Source organism: Mycetocola sp. Y791 (genome assembly GCF_059445325.1).
This window is the reverse complement of sequence record NZ_JCAIUC010000001.1, coordinates 293,407-311,114: the sequence shown is the minus strand read 5'-3', so window position 1 is coordinate 311,114 and position 17,708 is coordinate 293,407. Positions and strand designations below refer to the sequence as shown.

At 64.9% G+C, this 17,708-nt stretch carries 14 protein-coding genes; all 14 read right to left on the bottom strand.

Features of this window, described 5'->3' with window-relative positions; all coding sequences use genetic code 11:
- Nucleotides 1-134: 134 nt before the first annotated feature.
- The 14 genes from yjfF to AC1C2N_RS01520 all read right to left on the bottom strand — a co-directional run bounded on the left by yjfF (nucleotide 135) and on the right by AC1C2N_RS01520 (nucleotide 17,687).
- On the bottom strand, nucleotides 135-1,151 hold the full coding sequence (gene yjfF / locus AC1C2N_RS01585; RefSeq protein ID WP_483405282.1) for a galactofuranose ABC transporter, permease protein YjfF: 1,017 nt from the start codon (nucleotides 1,149-1,151) through the stop codon (nucleotides 135-137).
- Entirely contained in the window at nucleotides 1,148-2,185 is a 1,038-nt protein-coding gene (locus AC1C2N_RS01580) for an ABC transporter permease (RefSeq protein WP_495432600.1), read from the bottom strand. The genes yjfF and AC1C2N_RS01580 overlap by 4 nt, the downstream gene beginning before the upstream one ends.
- Nucleotides 2,182-3,717, bottom strand: a complete 1,536-nt coding sequence (locus AC1C2N_RS01575; RefSeq protein WP_495432598.1) for a sugar ABC transporter ATP-binding protein — start codon at nucleotides 3,715-3,717, stop codon at nucleotides 2,182-2,184. Before AC1C2N_RS01575 ends, AC1C2N_RS01580 begins: the two co-directional genes overlap by 4 nt.
- An 85-nt stretch (nucleotides 3,718-3,802) precedes the next feature.
- Nucleotides 3,803-4,786 carry an ABC transporter substrate-binding protein gene (locus AC1C2N_RS01570; protein WP_483405279.1) on the bottom strand — a complete coding sequence of 328 codons (984 nt, stop codon included), beginning with the start codon at nucleotides 4,784-4,786 and terminating at the stop codon, nucleotides 3,803-3,805.
- Nucleotides 4,787-4,955: 169 nt separating this feature from the next.
- Entirely contained in the window at nucleotides 4,956-5,117 is a 162-nt protein-coding gene (locus tag AC1C2N_RS01565; protein ID WP_495432597.1) for a hypothetical protein, read from the bottom strand.
- A gap of 180 nt (nucleotides 5,118-5,297) precedes the next feature.
- The gene (gene araA / locus AC1C2N_RS01560) at nucleotides 5,298-6,815 is read right to left on the bottom strand and encodes an L-arabinose isomerase (RefSeq protein WP_495432596.1); all 1,518 of its coding nucleotides are present in this window, start codon (nucleotides 6,813-6,815) and stop codon (nucleotides 5,298-5,300) included.
- Nucleotides 6,808-7,542 carry an L-ribulose-5-phosphate 4-epimerase gene (locus AC1C2N_RS01555; RefSeq protein WP_495432594.1) on the bottom strand — a complete coding sequence of 245 codons (735 nt, stop codon included), beginning with the start codon at nucleotides 7,540-7,542 and terminating at the stop codon, nucleotides 6,808-6,810. The genes araA and AC1C2N_RS01555 overlap by 8 nt, the downstream gene beginning before the upstream one ends.
- On the bottom strand, nucleotides 7,539-9,218 hold the full coding sequence (gene araB, locus AC1C2N_RS01550; protein WP_483405276.1) for a ribulokinase: 1,680 nt from the start codon (nucleotides 9,216-9,218) through the stop codon (nucleotides 7,539-7,541). Before araB ends, AC1C2N_RS01555 begins: the two co-directional genes overlap by 4 nt.
- 70 nt (nucleotides 9,219-9,288) lie before the next feature.
- Nucleotides 9,289-10,608 (bottom strand): hypothetical protein, encoded by a 1,320-nt coding sequence (locus AC1C2N_RS01545; RefSeq protein WP_495432593.1) that lies wholly within the window; start codon nucleotides 10,606-10,608, stop codon nucleotides 9,289-9,291.
- A gap of 56 nt (nucleotides 10,609-10,664) precedes the next feature.
- Entirely contained in the window at nucleotides 10,665-11,906 is a 1,242-nt protein-coding gene (gene mmsB, locus AC1C2N_RS01540; protein WP_483405274.1) for a multiple monosaccharide ABC transporter permease, read from the bottom strand.
- A gap of 31 nt (nucleotides 11,907-11,937) precedes the next feature.
- Nucleotides 11,938-13,467, bottom strand: a complete 1,530-nt coding sequence (gene mmsA, locus AC1C2N_RS01535; protein WP_495432592.1) for a multiple monosaccharide ABC transporter ATP-binding protein — start codon at nucleotides 13,465-13,467, stop codon at nucleotides 11,938-11,940.
- A 94-nt stretch (nucleotides 13,468-13,561) separates the two neighbouring features.
- The gene (gene chvE / locus AC1C2N_RS01530) at nucleotides 13,562-14,707 is read right to left on the bottom strand and encodes a multiple monosaccharide ABC transporter substrate-binding protein (protein WP_483405272.1); all 1,146 of its coding nucleotides are present in this window, start codon (nucleotides 14,705-14,707) and stop codon (nucleotides 13,562-13,564) included.
- A 282-nt stretch (nucleotides 14,708-14,989) separates the two neighbouring features.
- Complete coding sequence (locus AC1C2N_RS01525) at nucleotides 14,990-16,006, bottom strand: LacI family DNA-binding transcriptional regulator (RefSeq protein ID WP_495432591.1); 1,017 nt, start codon at nucleotides 16,004-16,006, stop codon at nucleotides 14,990-14,992.
- A 241-nt stretch (nucleotides 16,007-16,247) separates the two neighbouring features.
- Complete coding sequence (locus AC1C2N_RS01520) at nucleotides 16,248-17,687, bottom strand: MFS transporter (protein ID WP_495432590.1); 1,440 nt, start codon at nucleotides 17,685-17,687, stop codon at nucleotides 16,248-16,250.
- Nucleotides 17,688-17,708 lie beyond the last annotated feature (21 nt).

Below are 17,708 nucleotides of genomic sequence, written 5' to 3'. Positions count from 1 at the left end.
TCCGCTCCCGCCCGGCGACTCTCGCCCGTCCATTCGATTATCTCGTCACTCTGACCGCACTGTGAACATAAGCCACACCGGTCTCACTGTGTCCCCCGGCGGCATCCGTTCGCCCGTGTGCAACGGATCCCGGGTCATGTCCGTCTCGCGGTCAGCACCTTCTGAAGGAAGATGAACACGAGCAGGAGTGCCCCGATGAAGATGCTGGTCCACCAGGACGTGAGGTTGCCGTCGAAGGTGATCAGGGTCTGGATGGTGCCGAGCACCAGCACGCCGAGCACCGAGCCGAGAACGAACCCGTACCCGCCCGCGAGCAGGGTGCCGCCGATCACCACAGCGGCGATGGCGTCGAGTTCAGTTCCGATGGCTGTCAGCGCGTACCCCGACAGTGTGTAGAAGCTGTAGAGCACACCGGCGAGACCGGAGCAGAACCCGCTGATGACGTAGACGAGCACCTTGGTCCGTGCGACCGGAAGACCCATCAGAACACCGGATGCCTCGCTGCCGCCGATTGCATACACGGTTCGTCCCAGCCGCGAATAGTGCAGTACCACCACGGCAACGATGACGAGCCCGATCGCGAGGATCACGCTCGGGGTGATGCTGAGCCGTGGGGCGAGGGGAATCCGGGTCTGCGCCAGGGCGATGAACACGGGATCGGTGATCGAGATCGTCGTCTTGCTGATCACATAGCAGAGGCCCCTCGCGAGGAACATCGCCGCGAGGGTCGCGATGAATGGCTGGATCTGGAAGTAGTGGATCATCAGGCCGACGGCGAGGCCGAGCAGGGAGGTGGCCACGAGGATCAGCGGGATGATCACCCCGGGCGGCCAGCCGGCCTGGAGCAGGCTCGCCGCGATCATGGTCGACATGGCGAGGACCGCCCCGACCGAGAGGTCGATGCCGCCGGTGAGGATCACGAATGTCATCCCGACGGCGAGCACGATGAGGTACGCGTTGTCGATGAAGAGGTTGGCGATCACCTGCGGGTTCGTGAACCCGCGATACCGGGACGCACCGGCGATGAACATGCCGACGAGCAGCACGGCGGTGACGATGACCGGCCCGTACTTCGGGTTGGTCAGCCAGCCACGAACACGGCCGACTGCCGAGCTGATCGGAGAGCCATCGGTCACGACTGTTGCGGTCATGCCGTCACCGCCCTTTCGCGGCGTCGCGCGTTTCGGCGGCGCGCCGACTCAATCAGCTGGGTCGTCCGTGGCGACTGGAGCAGGCAGACCACGGTGACTACGGCGGCCTTGAACACCATGGTCACAATCGGCGGGATGCCCACCGTGTACACGGTGGTGACGAGGGTCTGGATGACGAGCGCACCGATCAGCGTGCCGAAGAGCGAATACCGCCCACCCGCGAGCGACGTGCCACCGATGACCACCGCGAGGATGGCATCCAGTTCGATGAAGAGCCCTGTGTTGTTGGCATCCGCCGCCGTTTGATTGCTCGTAAGGACGAGGCCGGCGATCGCGGCGCACACCGCGGTGAAGACATAGACGGTGATGAGCAGGCCCCTGGCGCGAACGCCGGCGAGGCGGGATGCCTCCGGGTTGATGCCGACGGCCTCGATCATGAGACCGAGCGCCGTTCGGCGGGTGATCACGAGCGCGAACACGAAGATGACAGCCGCGATGAGCACCGCGATCGGCAGGCCGAGGAAGAACCCTGAGCCGATCGCCTTGAACGGAGGGCTGTTGACCGTGAGGATCTGCCCCTCCGTGATGAGCATGGCGACCCCGCGCCCGGCCGTCATGAGAATCAGTGTTGCGATGATCGGCTGGATGCCGACAACCGCGACCAGGAATCCGTTCCACAGCCCGAGGACGAGGGAGATGAGGAGGGAGACGACCACCGCGACCGCGACGGTGCCCGGGTTGCCGGGATCGGACGAGCCCAGGATGATCGAGCAGGCCACGGCGCCCGAGATCGCGCAGACGGCGCCGACGGAGAGGTCGATACCGCGGGTGGCGATGACGAGGGTCATGCCGACGGCGATCATCAGCGTCGGCGAGCCGTTGCGCAGGATGTCGATGAGGCTGCCGAAGAGGTGACCGTCGCGGACCTGCACCGAGAAGAACCCGGGGAACGCGATGAGGTTGATGCCGAGGAGCACGATGAGCATGACCACGGGCCAGAACAGCCGGTTCGCCATGAGCGTGTTGAGGTTCATGCGACGACCTCCGTTGCGAGCCCGTCGGCAATGATGGCGAGCAGGGTGTCTGTGGTGAGGCCGTCGTTCTCGATGTCGGCCACGAGCCTGCGGTCGCGCATGACGGCGATGCGATGACTCAGCCGAAGCACCTCGTCGAGCTCTGCCGAGATGTAAATCACGCTCATGCCGTTCTCGGCGAGGTTGGACACCAGCTTCTGGATCTCAGCCTTGGCGCCGACGTCGATACCGCGGGTCGGCTCATCGAGGATGAGAAGCCTGGGCGCTATCGCCAGCCAGCGGGCGAGGAGCACCTTCTGCTGGTTGCCGCCCGAGAGATTTTTGAGGAGCGCATCCGGGTTCGCCGGTCGGATGTTGAGCGCCGAGATGTAGCTGTCGGCGAGTTCGTCCTGCCTCTTCTTCGGGATCGGCCGGAACCAGCCGCGGTCGGCCTGCAACGCGAGGGCTATGTTGTCGCGAACCGTGAGTTCGTCGACGATTCCCTCTTCGCGACGGTTCTCACTCGAGTAGATGATCCGTTCGTGAATGGACTGGCGTGGGGTACGGATGCGACGCAGCTTGCCCTCGATCTCGAGCGCACCGGCATCCGGCCGATCAACTCCGGAGAGAATCCGAGCCAGCTCGGTGCGGCCGGAACCGAGCAAACCGGCGAGGCCAACGACCTCGCCCTCGTAGACGTCGAGGTCGGTCGGCAGGACCGAGCCCTTTCGTCCGAGTCCGACGGCGCGCACGTACGGGGTGACTTCGACGTCGTCGATGCTCTGCTGCCTGGTCTTGCGTTCGAGATCCTCGAGCACGGTGAGTTCCTTGCCGATCATCTTCTGCACGAGCTCGATGCGCAGGATCTCCTCGGTCAGGTACTCGCCGACGAGTTTGCCGTTGCGCAGAACGGTCAGCCGGTCGGAGATTTCATACACCTGGTCGAGGAAATGCGAGACGAAGAGGATGGCGACGCCGTCGTCTTTGAGATCCCGGATGATACGGAAGAGTTCCTGCACTTCGTCGGCGTCGAGGCTCGAGGTCGGTTCGTCGAGGATGAGGACCCGCGCGTTGATGTCGGTCGCGCGCGCGATGGCGACGAGTTGCTGCACGGCGAGTGAGTGGGAGCCGAGCCGTGAGTTGGGATCGATGCTGAGGTGGAGTTTCGCCAGAAGCTCTGCCGCGCGCGCCCTGGTCGCTCGCCAGTCGATGAACCCGAATCGCCGTGGTTCCCGGCCGAGCATGATGTTCTCGGCGACGGTGAGGTTGGTCAGGAGGTTGACCTCCTGATAGACGGTTGAGATTCCCGCGGCCTGGGCCTCCGCGGTGGTGGAGAAGGACACCTCGGTGCCGGCGAGCGTAATCACGCCGCTGTCGATGCGATAGACGCCGGTCAGCGCCTTGATCAGAGTTGACTTTCCCGCCCCGTTCTCGCCGAGGAGCGAGTGCACCTCGCCGGGAAACATCCGGAAACTGACGCCGTCGAGGGCCTTCACCCCGGGGAATTCGATGGATATGTTCTCCATGCTGACGGCTGGTTGCTGTTCGGTCATGACCCTGCTCTCTGCGCTGAGGAAAGATGTGTCGGGCGTTCCGGGTCCGGATTCATCGGACCCGGAACGCCCGAGGTGGGTGTGCCTAGTACTTCCTGTCGGGCAGCGCTTCGATCGCCTGCTCCTGGGTGAAGGTCGTTTCCTCGGTGATGATCCGCTTCTCAACGTCTTCTCCCGCGACGACCTTTTCCACAATCTCCACGAGCTGGCTGCCCAGGAGCGGCGAGCACTCGACGATGAAGTTGATCTTGCCGTCGGCGAGGGCCTGCATGCCGTCCTTCACGGCATCCACCGTGATGATCTTGATGTCGGTGCCCGGCACGAGTCCGGCCGCTTCGATCGCTTCGATCGCGCCGAGACCCATGTCGTCGTTGTGTGCGTAGATCACGTCAACGTCGGGATTCGACTTGAGCAGCGCCTCGGTGACCTGCTTGCCGCCGGCGCGAGTGAAGTCGCCGGTCTGGGACGCGACCACCTGGAACTTGTCGTCAGCGGCGATGACATCGGCGAAGCCCTCGGCCCGGTCCAGGGCGGGGGCTGCTCCCGTCGTTCCCTCGAGCTGGATGATGTTCACCGGCTCTGTCGACGAGGAGTACTCCTCGACGAGCCATTCCCCGGCCTTCTTGCCTTCCTCGATGAAGTCGGAGCCGAGGAAGCTCACGTAGAGCGAGTCGTCCTCGCTATCGACGGCGCGGTCGGTGAGGACAACGGGAATCTCGGCGTCCTTTGCTTCCTTGAGCACGGCATCCCACCCCGATTCGATGACCGGCGAGAACGCTATGACATCGACGCCCTGCTGGATGTACGAGCGGATCGCCTGAATCTGGTTCTCCTGCTTTTGCTGGGCGTCGGAGAACTTGAGCTCGATGCCGGCGTCCTTGAACGCCGCCTGGATGTCTTTGGTATTCGCGGTACGCCATCCGCTCTCGGCGCCGACCTGAGCAAATCCGACGATGATCTCGCTCGGGTCCTTGGGCCCGTCTGCCGAGCCTCCGCCCGACTGTGCACACCCGGTGAGCGCGAGGAGCAGGGCTCCAGCAGCTGCAATCGGCGCAAGTATCTTCTTCACAACCAAACCTCCTTGTTCGGCCGGCGCGACGTGGTCCGATGCTGTGTCAGCTGCCGGTTGACCAGTCCGTTCTGGTCATGGCTGTGATGTTAGCGCTCACAATTATGCGAGCACAACGCTTCAATCAAAGTCCGTTACCAAATTGTGAGCGATCACAGTGGGACCCATCTCAATGAGCGGATGCCGTTCGGCTGGCGGCATCCGCTGCGGAGACGTCGGGCACGACCGGTGCCGCGGCGTCGGGCGGTAAATCGCGGGGGCCATGCCCGTAGAGCCCGTCGACCCTGCGAATTTCCTCCCGAAGCAACGCCGCAGCCTGGGTGTCGAGCACCGGCGAGCACGACGTGCACCGGCACCGCGCGTTAACGCGAGAAGCGGATGCCGCCAGCTGGCAGCATCCGCTTCGTGGGTCGCGAGTTGACTCGGCACCGAGAACACCACTTCCGGTCGAGAACATCAGTTGCGCGGGATGTTCTCGACCGGAGGTGATGGTCTCGGCGGGGTGGGCGCCCTAGAACCCCTGCGCGAGCCTGTAGTACGCGTTGTTCCAGCGCACCTCGCGCGAGAACCCGTCGAGTGTTGTGTCGTTGTCGATGACGAGCAGCTCGGTGCCGGCGATCTCCGCGAAGTCACGGAACACGTCGACACCGACAGCGGTCGACATCACCGTGTGGTGGGCCGCACCAGCGGTGAGCCAGGCCGTGGCCGAGACGGCGAACGACGGCTCCGGCTTCCAGACGGCACGACCGACCGGCAGCTTCGGCAGCGCCTCAGCAGGCTCGATCACGTCGACGACGTTGGCCACGAGCCTGAACCGGTCGCGCATGTCGCTCATCGCGACGACGACGGCCGGACCAGGGTCAGCGGTGAAGACAAGCCTGACCGGGTCTTCCCTGTCGCCGATTCCCAGCTCGTGGATCTCGAGCGTCGGCTTCGCCGTCGTGAGACCAGGGCTGACCTCGAGCATGTGGGCGCCGAGGATCTGCTCCTCCCCCGGCACCAGGTGGTACGTGTAGTCCTCCATCAGCGAGGCACCGCCGGGCAGTCCTGCTCCCATAACGGATGCCGCGCGCACGAGAACGGCGGTCTTCCAGTCGCCCTCAGCACCGAAGCCGTAGCCCTCCGCCATGAGCCGCTGCACGGCGAGGCCCGGCAGCTGCTTGAGCGCACCGAGGTCTTCGAACGACGTGGTGAACGCGCCGAAGCCACCCTCCTCGAGGAACGACCGCAGTCCGATCTCGATCGCCGCACCGTCGCGCAGCGAGGAGTGACGGTCGCCACCCTTCCGCAGTTCGGGGACGACGTCGTAGAGCTCTTCATATTCAGCAACGAGCGCGTCGATGTCGCTCTCCGACGCCGCGGCGACGGCATCCGCCAGCTCATTGACGCCCCAGGTGTTGACCTGGACGCCGAACTTCAGTTCGGCCTCGGTCTTGTCGCCCTCGGTGACGGCGACGTAACGCATGTTGTCGCCGAAGCGGGCGAGCTTGAGCTCGTGGGTGGCTGCCCAGCCGGCGGCTGCGCGCATCCAGGTGCCGACCTGTGCGGTGACGGCGGGGTTCGAGACGTGGCCGACGACCGTCTTGCGCGAGACGCCGAGTCGGGTCTGGATGTAGCCGAACTCCCGGTCGCCGTGGGCTGCCTGGTTGAGGTTCATGAAGTCCATGTCGATGCTGTCCCACGGCAGCGCAACATTGGCCTGCGTGTGCAGGTGCAGCAGCGGCTTCTGCAGGGCGTCGAGACCCGCGATCCACATCTTGGCCGGCGAGAACGTGTGCATCCACGCGATGAGGCCGATGACGCGATCGTCGGAGTTGGCGTCCAGCATCGCCCGCCGGATCGACGCGGAGTCCTTGAGCACCGGCTTCCAGACGACCTTGACGGGAACATCGGATGCCGCGCCAAGCGTTCGCGCGATCTCCTGCGACTGCTCAGCGACCTGCTGAAGCGTTTCTTCGCCGTACAGGTTCTGGCTTCCGGTGAGGAACCAGACCTCGTAGGCGTCGAGCGAGGTGGTCAGCTTAGGCATGTGTGTCTCCTTGGGAGTCGGCGAGAGCGCCCTGCGGCGCCTGGCCGTAGACGTTCTGGTAGCGGTCGAACAGGGAATCGATGGCGGGCTGCGGGATCGGAACCGGCTCACCGAGCTGGCGGGAGATGTGCACGGTGCGGGCGACGTCTTCAACCATGACGGCGGCCTTGACGGCATCCTTCGCGTCCTTGCCGATGGTGAATGGACCGTGGTTGGCCATCAGGACGGCGCGGCTGCGGTGGCCGGTCAGCGTCTCGACGATGCCACGGCCGATCGAGTCGTCGCCGATGATGGCAAACGGCCCGACCGGGATCTCGGCGCCGAACTCGTCGGCCATCGCGGTGATGACACACGGGATCGGTTCGTTGCGCGCGGCCCAGGCCACCGCGTAGGTGGAGTGGGTGTGCACGACGCCCCCGACCTCCGGCATATTCCGGTACACGTATGCGTGTGCCGCTGTGTCGCTCGACGGCGACCGATCGGAACCCGGCGTGCCCGGAAGCACGTTCCCGTCGAGGTCGCAGAGGATCATGTTCTCGGGCGCGAGGTCGTCATAGCTGACACCGGACGGCTTGATCACGAAGAGATCGGCGCCTGGGACCCGGCCCGAGACGTTTCCGCCCGTCCAGACCACGAGGCCATACCGCACGAGTTCTCCATGGAGTCTCGCGACATCGGCACGGACCCGCGCGATGGCGACCTCAACCTCGGGGGAATATCCGCTCACGCGAGAGCCTCTCTCTTCAGCTGACGCAACCGGTGCATCACGTCGTTGCCGCCTCGACCAAAGTAGTCATGCAGTTCGCGGTATTCGGCGAACAGCCTGTCGTAGGCCTGGGCCGCCTTCTCGTCCGGGGTGAACACGTTCTTATTGACCTTGCCCATGACCTGGCCGGCCGCCTGCACATCCGGGTACGCGCCGGCTGCGACAGCGGCGTGAATGGCGGAGCCGAGCGCAGGACCCTGGTCGCTCGCGATGGTGGAGATCGGCATCCGCAGGACGTTGGAGTATGTCTGCATGAGGAACGGGTTCTTCTGCAGGCCGCCCGCGACGATGAACTCCGTCACGGGCACGCCGGACGCGTTGAAGGTCTCGACGATCACCCGGGTACCGAAGGCCGTGGCCTCGAACAGTGCCCGGTAGATCTCCTCGGTGCGGGTGGTCAGCGTGGTGCCGAGCACGACGCCGGAGAGTTCGTGGTCGACGAGCACCGAGCGGTTGCCCGACTGCCAGTCGAGCGCGACGAGACCGTGTGCGCCGACCGGCTGGTCCTCGATGAGGCTCGTCAGGTACTGGTGGATGCTGACGTCGGCTTCCTCCGCCGCTTCGTAGTAGGCGCTGGGAACCTGGTTCTTGACGTACCAGGCGAAGATGTCGCCAACGCCGGACTGCCCGGCTTCGTACCCGTAGAGACCGGCGACGATACCGCCGTCGACGACGCCGCACATGCCAGGCACCTCGACGAGCTTGTCGCTGTTCATCACGTGGCAGGTCGACGTCCCCATAATGGCGACCATCTGGCCGGGGAGCACTCCGCGCGCTGCGGGGGCTGCGACGTGTGCGTCGACATTGCCGACGGCGACGGCGATGCCCTCCGGCAACCCCGTCCAGGCGGCTGCTTCCGCGGAAAGCCGGCCAGCGGCATCCCCCAGCTGACCGATCCGGTGCTCGAGCTTCGACTCGACGAAGTCGGCGAAATCAGGGTTGAGAGCGGCGAGGTAGTCGCGGCTCGGGTATTCGCCGTCCTGGTAGATGCCTTTATAGCCAGCCGTGCATGCGTTGCGCACGTACTCACCGGTCAGCTGCCAGATGATCCAGTCGGCTGCCTCGACCCAGTGGTCCATGCGGTCATACAGTTCGGGGTCTTCCTCGAGCAGCTGCAGGCCCTTTGCGAACTCCCACTCGCTCGAGATGAGGCCGCCGTAACGGGGCAGCCAGCTTTCCCCGCGGGATGCCGCGAGCTCGGTGATGCGGTCGGCCTGCGCCTGTGCGGCGTGGTGCTTCCACAGCTTCACATAGGCGTGCGGGCGGTCCGCGAACTCCGGCAGCTCGTTGAGCGGTGTGCCGTCTGCGAGTGTAGGAACCATCGTGCACGCGGTGAAGTCAGTGCCGATGCCGATGACGTCCGCCGGGTCGATCCCGGCGATCTTCACCGCCTCAGGAACCGCTGATTTGAGCACGTCGACATAGTCCTGCGGCACCTGCAGCGCCCAGTCCGGCGGCAGTCGCCTGCCGGTCGCGGCGAGCGTCGTGTCCATCACGGCGTGCGGATAGTCGAGCACCGCACTGCCCAGTTCGGCGCCATCGGAAACGCGCACGACGACCGCGCGGCCGGACAGGGTGCCGTAGTCGACCCCGATCACGTAGCGCTCGGCGGCCTGGTTCTCTGCTCGATCGGTCACCGTCTCGACTCCTTCGTCTGGATTCCGCCCGGTTTCGGGCTCTTGCTGCACTGCCACGTTCTTCTCGATTCTAACGTTGTATATCGGTACGGATGCTGAGGGCCGCGAGGCCGCGAAGCGTCACGTCCCTGCCGGAAAGTTCCGTCGTGAGGTGGGTGCCGTGCTGCGCGAGGATGCGGTTGCTCAGCCCGAGAAGCTGAGTGGGGTCTGCCGCCTCGACGAGCACCGCGGTGCCAGCCGCGGCGATCGCTTCGATGAGCGAACGCCGCTCGTCGCGCTCGGTCGGGCCGAGTCCGGAGAACGGCTCGGTGATCAGTGCCACCCGCGGTGGCGCCGCCGCCCACCCCGCCAGGACCTCGTTCATGTCGCTCGTCGACGGCCGGGACCTGGCGCCGGGAAACGCCTCGAGCAGCATCGACGGTGCCCGTCGCGGGACATAGGTGCGCCGCGGGTCGATCAACCCGGTCCGGGCCAGTCGGGCGAGCGATTCCCCTGACACGCTCGTCGGCATCCCGCCGATGAGGCCGATGTCATAGGCCGGCGGGTGTTCCGAAATGAACAGCACCCGCGCCGCTATGGCTTTCGCCACGGTCGTCAGGTCGACCGGCTGACCGTCGAGCCGGATCGTGCCGGTCACCGACCCGCCCGACGACGCACCGAACACCCCGAGCACCAGCGACTCCGCCCCGGCGAGGCCAACAATTTCACCGGCGCGGACGGTGAGATTCGCGCCTTCGACGACCGCGCGCCGGCGCTGGATCGGATGGGTGACGCTGACCGACTCGAGCTCGAGTACAACCGGCCCGAAGACCCGCTCCACCGGTGCCGGCTCATCGACGTCCCCGGCCAGAAGGTCGAGCAGCGTGGTGCTCTCCTGGGGCCTCGCGACACCGGCGACCGCCCCTTCCCTCATCACCAGAACGGCATCGATGGGCGCGGGAACGAGCCGCAGGTCAGCCAGCGACTGAACGGCGACCAGGATCGGTGTCGCCGCAGAGGCCCTGGCGACGGCGGCATACCAGCGAACGGCCTCATCGGCATCGAACAGCGTCCACCGATCGTCGACCAGAATGACGCCGGTACGCCTCGCCAGTGCCCTGGCGAGTTCAACGACCCGCTGGTCGACGGCGTCGAGATCGAGTATCGACGTGGCGGGCGCGACGTCAAGGCCGACAACCTCGAGGAGTTCGCGCGCGCGGCGCTCGAGTACCCGCCGCCGAGTAAAGAAACCGCTCGCCGACTCCGATCCGAGCAGGACATTGTCGCCGACGGTGGAGAACGGGATGGTGAGCGATTCAGCGCCGATCAGCGGGATCCCGTGAGCCTCGGGCACACCACCGAGCACGGCGACGAGCCGTGCTCCGTCCGGCAACAAACCGACCAGGTGCATCTGGTTCTCCTGAAATGCGGCAGGGGTCGTCACACTGTGACGACCCCTGCGAGGTGCTACTTGCCGCCGGAGCGACGCTTGTTGTAGACGTCGAAGGCGACGGCCAGGAGCAGCACGAGACCCTTGACGGCCTGCTGCCACTCGATTCCGAGGCCGAGGATCGACATTCCGTTGTTGAGGACACCGATGATGAGACCACCGATGATCGCTCCGCCGATGGTGCCGACACCGCCCTGGACTGCAGCTCCACCGATGAACGCCGCCGAAATGGCCTCGAGCTCGAAGCCGTCTCCCGCCTTCGGGCCTGCGAGGTTGAGTCGCGCGGTGAAGATGAGTCCGGCAAGTGCGGCGAGCACACCCATGTTGACGAAAAGCAGGAAGTCGGTCTTCCGGGTCTTGATTCCCGAGAGCTCGGCGGCGTGGCGGTTTCCACCGATCGCGTAAACGTGGCGGCCGAAGACACTCCGGTTCATGATGATGCCGTAGATCAGCACAAGCACAGCGAGCACGATGAGCGTCACGGGAATGCCCTTGTACGACGCGAGTGCGTAGGCGAAGAACCCGATGGCCGCGGTGATGAGCACGAGCTTGGCGATGAACCAGACGATGGGCTCGACATCCTGGCCGTACTTCTGGCGGCCGGCCCGGGTGCGGAACTGGCCGACGATGAGGGCGACGACGGCCGCGGCAGCGACGACCAGTGTCAGCGGGTCAAGATCGAAGTCACCGAACAGGTCGCTCAGGAAGCCGTTACCGAGAGCGCGGTACTCGGTGGGGAATGACCCGATGTTGGCGTTGCCCAGCACGACGAGCGCGAGCCCGCGGAAGATGAGCATACCGGCGAGCGTCACGATGAACGCCGGTATGCCGACGTAGGCGATCCAGAATCCCTGCCACACACCGACGAGCGCGCCGATTCCGAGCGACATGATGATGGCAAGCCACCAGGGCAGGCCCCACGTCACCGCGAAGACGCCGGAACAGGCACCGACGAAAGCGGCCACCGATCCGACCGAGAGGTCGATGTGACCGGCGATGATGATCATCACCATTCCGATCGCGAGCACGAGGATGTACCCGTTCTGGACGATGAGGTTCGAGATGTTCTGAGGACGAAGCAGGATGCCGTCGGTCACGACCGTGAAGAACAGCACCACCGCGAGCAGCGCGATGAAGATTCCGTTCTTGCCGAGATCGGAGAGCAGGTGGCTGAGCCAGCTGGTGAACTTGTTGTCGACCGGGTGGATCGCGCCGCCTGCGGCGGTTTCCTCGGTCACCGGTGTCTGTGTGTTTGACATGTCAGGGTTCTCCTTGGTGGTGCCGGGCGCCCTAGCGCGGCTTTTCCATGGTCATGAGCTTGAGAAGGGATTCCGGGTTGGCGTCCTCGATGGGAAGCTGGCCGGTGATACGGCCCTCGCTGAGGGCGTAGATGCGGTCGCAGATCCCGAGCAGTTCTGGCAGTTCGCTCGAGATGACGATGACGCCTTTGCCCTGGGCCGCAAGCGCGTTGATGATCGCGTAGATCTCGTACTTGGCGCCGACGTCGATGCCACGTGTTGGCTCATCGAGGATCAGGACGTCGGGGTCGGAGTAGATCCACTTCGACAGCACGACCTTCTGCTGGTTGCCGCCGGACAGCTTGCTCGTCTTTGCGAGCACCGATGGAGCCTTGATGTTCATGCTCGACCGGTAGCCGTTGGCGATCTTGTATTCCTCGTTGTCGTTGACGAGGCCGTTGCTCGAGAGCTTGTCGAGGGATGCGAGGGCGATGTTGCGCTTGATGTCCTCGAGCAGGTTCAGGCCGTAATGCTTGCGGTCCTCGGTCGCGTACGCGAGGCCGTTGCCGATGGCTTCCGAAACCGTGCGGGTCTTGATCTCCTCGCCACGCATGAAGACCTTGCCGGAAATCTTGCTTCCGTAGCTGTGGCCGAACAGGCTCATCGCGAACTCGGTCCGCCCGGCACCCATCAGCCCCGCGATGCCGACGATCTCGCCAGCGCGCACGTTGATGCTGACGTTGTCGACAACGACCCGCGTCGGGTCCTGCGGGTGGTGCGCCACCCAGTCCTCGACCCTCAGGATTTCCTCGCCGATGTTGGGCGTGTGGTCCGGGTACCGGTGCTCGAGGTCGCGACCAACCATGTCCTTGATGATGCGCTCTTCGGTGACATCCGTTTTCTGGATCGTCTCGATCGCCTTGCCGTCGCGGATCACTGTGACGGTGTCTGCGACCTTTTTGATCTCGTTGAGCTTGTGACTGATGATGATCGACGTGATCCCCTGCTGCTTGAGGTTCAGGATCAGGTCGAGCAGGTGGTCGGAATCCTCGTCGTTCAGCGCGGCGGTCGGCTCGTCGAGGATGAGGAGCTTCACGCGCTTCGAGAGCGCCTTGGCGATTTCGACGAGTTGCTGCTTGCCGACGCCGATATCGAGGATCTTCGTTGTGGGGTTTTCCTTCAGCCCGACACGGGCGAGGAGGGCCGCCGCCTCCTGGTTCGTCTTGTTCCAGTCGATGAGACCGAACGGGCCGGTCTGCTCGTTGTTGAGGAAGATGTTCTCGGCGATCGACAGGTACGGGCTGAGCGCCAGTTCCTGGTGGATGATCACGATGCCCTTGGCCTCGGAGTCCCGGATGTCCTTGAACTCGACGACGTCGCCCTCGAAGACGATGTCACCGGTGTACGTGCCGTGCGGGTAAACCCCGGACAGCACCTTCATCAACGTTGATTTGCCCGCACCGTTCTCACCGCAGATGGCGTGGACTGTGCCGCGCTCCACGTCGAGGGTTACGTCCGATAGCGCTTTGACACCGGGAAATGTCTTGGTGATGTTGCGCATCTCGAGGATGTTTGTGGTCACTTTCGCACCTTCTCCATACCGAACCTGCTTCATTGCATTCGAGTGCCGGTGGGAGAGAACCTACTCTCCCACCGGCCTCGATTAAGAAGGGGTGTTAGCCGATCTGTTCTTCTGTCCAGTAACCGGACTCGACGAGCACCTCGTTGACGTTGTCCTTGACAACGATCTGCGAGTCGAGGAGGTACGACGGCACAACGAACGTGCCGTTGTCGTAGTCCTCGGTGTTGTTCACCTCGGGCTCGTCCTCGTTGAGCACGGCCACCGTCATTTCGACCGCGGCTGTCGCCAGCTTGCGGGTGTCCTTGAAGATGGTCGCGAACTGCTCACCCGAGTTGATCGCCTTGACCGAGTCGAGCTCAGCGTCCTGGCCCGAGATGGTCGGCCATTCCTCGCCGGTCGTGTAGCCGGCGTCGGTGAGTGCCGAGATGATGCCACGGGAGATTCCGTCGTACGGCGAGAGGATGCCGTTGACCTGCGTGCCGTCCGAGTAGCTGGACGTCAGGATGTTCTCCATGCGCTTCTGCGCGGTTTCGCCGTCCCAGCGAAGCGTCGCCGCCTGCTCGAAGTCGGTCTGCCCGCTCTTCACAACGAGGGTGCCAGCTTCGATGAACGGCGCGAGGGTGTCCTGGGCGCCTTCCCAGAAGAAGGTGGCGTTGTTGTCGTCCGGCGAGCCTGCGAACAGCTCGACGTTGAACGGGCCGGCGGGTGCACCCTCGACGGGCGCGCCCTCAAGGTCGACGAGTCCGAGTCCGTTGAGTACCGAGTTGGCCTGCTGGACGCCGACCTTGTAGTTGTCGAACGAGGCGTAGTAGCTGACGTTCTCGGTGTCGCGGATGAGGCGGTCGTATGCGATGACCGGAATGTCCGCGTCAGCGGCGTCCTGGAGGACCTGCGTGAGCGTGGTGCCATCAATCGACGCGATGATCAGCGCCTCGGCGCCCTTGGTGATCATGTTCTCGATCTGGTTGACCTGGGTGGGGATGTCGTCTTCTGCGTACTGCAGGTCGACTTTGTAGCCCTCGGCTTCGAGCTGCTCCTTGACGGCGTCGCCGTCCTGGATCCAGCGCTCGCTCGACTTGGTGGGCATTGCGACGCCGACAAGCGCGCCTCCGCCTTCTCCGCCTTCTCCGCCGCCCGAACCGCCCGACGAACATGCCGCGAGTGACACGACCATTGCGCCGGCCGCGAGTGTCGCGATGAGTACTTTCTTCACTGTGTTACCTCTCTGTAATCGTGCCATGGACGTCATTGTCGCCTGAGATTCCAGACAGGGGGTGGTGTTCCGCTCGGGCAGGGCTGCGTCCATGAACGCCCTGTTCGCTGCGGCTGCCGAAGCGAACCGCGTACGGGTAACCGCGAAAAACTCGTGAGGGACTTCTTCGTCAGCCGGTTTCGATTTCCGATCCCGGCAGGCAATGTGACCGTTCACATTGTTGTCACATGTTACGCAGAACACCAGCGAAGTTGTCAAGCTCGAAGGTCTCAGTTTGGTAACCACACCGATCCCGCGGGCCGGGAAGCCTCAGAACGCCGGTCTCCCGGTCGACGCACGCACCACGAGTTCGGGCTGGATCCGCCCCGCGTAAGCATCCGGCCAATCACCCATTGTCCCCAGCAGTTGCGCGACGCAGCGGCGGCCAAGCTCCAGGAAGTCCTGCCTGACCGTTGTCAGGGGCGGCCAGAAATGTGCGGCCTCGGGAATGTCGTCGAATCCCACAATCGACACGTCCCTCGGGACATCATGGCCGACGTCGCGGATCGCGTGCATGAGGCCGAGCGCCATCTGGTCGTTCGAGGAGAAAATCGCGGTGAAGTCACGGACGCGCATGAGCTCGCGGCCGGCGTAATAGCCGAAGTCCGCCGACCAGTCGCCGAGGATGGGCGCTGTCGTCGCGACATCCTGCGCGTTCATCTCCTCGAGGAAACCACGCATCCGCGCCTCTGCCTCGATCCAGTCCTGCGGGCCGGCCAGGTGGTAGATGTGCCTGTGCCCCTGTTCGATGAGGTGCCTGGTGGCGAGGCGGGCGCCGGCCACCTGGTCGACGGCGATGGCATGGTCGTCGCCCTCGCTCGTATTCATGGTGACGAACGGAACCCTGAGGTCCAGGCTCGAGATCGCCCGCAACACCCGCACCTGCGGCGCGATGATCACGAGGCCCTCGATCGCCTGCGCGTTGAGATGATCGAGCGCCGTGACGATCGACTCCTCGTCTGTCGCCGTGATGTTCGCGGTCGACACCAGGTAGCCGGCATCCTGCGCGGCAGTTTCGATACTCTGGATGATGCTCGACGGCCCGTACTGCGAGCGCTGCGAGGCCAGCACGCCGAGCGTGCGGGACCGGCTGGTCACGAGGGCACGCGCTGCCCGGTTGGGGCGATACTGCAGCTCGTTCATCACGTCGAGCACGCGCTGCTTCGTGGCTTCCCTGATGCTGGGGTGGTCGTTCAGAACTCGGGAGACGGTCTGGTGACTCACTCCGGCAAGGCGCGCGACGTCGCGGATGTTCGGCGCTCGGCCTTTGTCAACGCTGGGTGTCACCGGGATGCCCCTGACTAATGTGCACGGTCACATCCGCGCTGGTACGTCAATTATGCACACCCCTGCCGACGAATAGCACGCCAGCGAGGGCCGCGGGCTGTGGGGCCGAGGCATCGACGCAGCGTCGGTGCGACGGACGCGCTGATTGCGATGTGACAGCAATGTGACAGGGAGCGGATGCCATCGGAGCGCTGTCACACTCTGTCACATCGCCAGCGCCGCGCTGGCAAACCGGGCGCGGTCAGGATGCGCGCGGGCCGTCGTTGGCGGCAACAGGTCGAACACCGGTGCCGACGCGGGACCCGAGCCCGAGGGTGACCACCGAGATCGCGGCCGCGAGAAGAAAACAGCCGGCGAACGGCCAGGCGCCGCCCAGCCCGAGCAGGGCCGCGAACACAATTCCGGTCGAGGCCAGCGCGAGGGCACCACCGAGAGAGTCCGAGATCGACAGCGCCGAGCTGTTGAAACCCTGGTCGCGATCGCTCGAGTATGACAGCGTCATGACGCTGAGCCTCGGGTACATGAGTCCCATGCCACCTCCACCGAGCAGCCAGCCGCCGATAACAACGAGCGGTGACAGCTCGAACGCGGCGGTCGCCACGGCTGAGAGGATCGCCAGCAAGACGAGGACCGTCCCGATGCGCATGGCGTTCACGGAACTCAGCGTGGAGTCGAGCCTGCCCTGAATCCACGAGGCACCAGCCCAGGTGAGTGCCGCCCCGGTGAGCGCCAGTCCTGAGAGGGCGGCCGAATAGTCGTACCGATCGGTCAGCAGGTAGGGAATGTACACCTCAGTACCGAAGAAGGCCGCCGAGATAAGTCCGCGCAGCAGGATCACGCTCGGCAGCCCGCGCTCCGCGCGGAGCGTACCGGTCGGCAGGAGGGGGCGAACGGCCATGAGCGCGAGCACGACAGCGGCAACCGCGACGATACCAATGAGGACACCGTCGAGCCGGGCCGAAAGATTGAGACCGAGCACAGCGGCCGCGGCGAGCACAGCCCACCCGATCTTGCCGATCGCCCAGGCCGGTCGCCTGGCGAGATCGGTTTGCTCGCCACCCTGCAGCATCCGCAGGGCGGGAACCACCATGAGCATGGCGATGAGGACGAGGACAACGACGCCAAGGAACACCCAGTGCCAGCTCGTGAGTTCCGCGACGACACCGGCGGCGAACGGACCGACGAGCGAAGGCACGACCCACGCCGCGGCAAACCCGGCGAAGATCCTGGCGTGGAGCGCAGCCGGGTAGATCCGCGCCACCACGACGTAGAGCGCGACGCTCATGGCTCCGGAGCCGAGTCCCTGCACGAGGCGCCCGAGAAGGAACACTGTCATGTCGGGCGCGAGCCCGGCGATGATCAGTCCGACGATGAACAGCGCAACAGAGGTCAGCAGCGGCGCGATGGGGCCAATGCGGTCTGACCAGTTTCCGGCGACAACCATGCCGATGACGCCGGTGGCGAGCGGACCGGCGAACGCGAGCGCGTAGAGCGCAGCACCGTCGAGGTCAGCGCTCACGAGCGGCATGATCGTCGTCACCGCGAGCGACTCGAATGCGCTCAGAAAGACGAGCGCACACGATCCGATCGTCGCCCAGAGGTACCCGGCCGAGAAAATCCCGGCTGCAGCGGGACGCCGGGGGTCGTGCGATCCGGTTCGGGGCCCGGCGTCAGAAGTCACGCGAAGAGCCTAGCCCGGCGG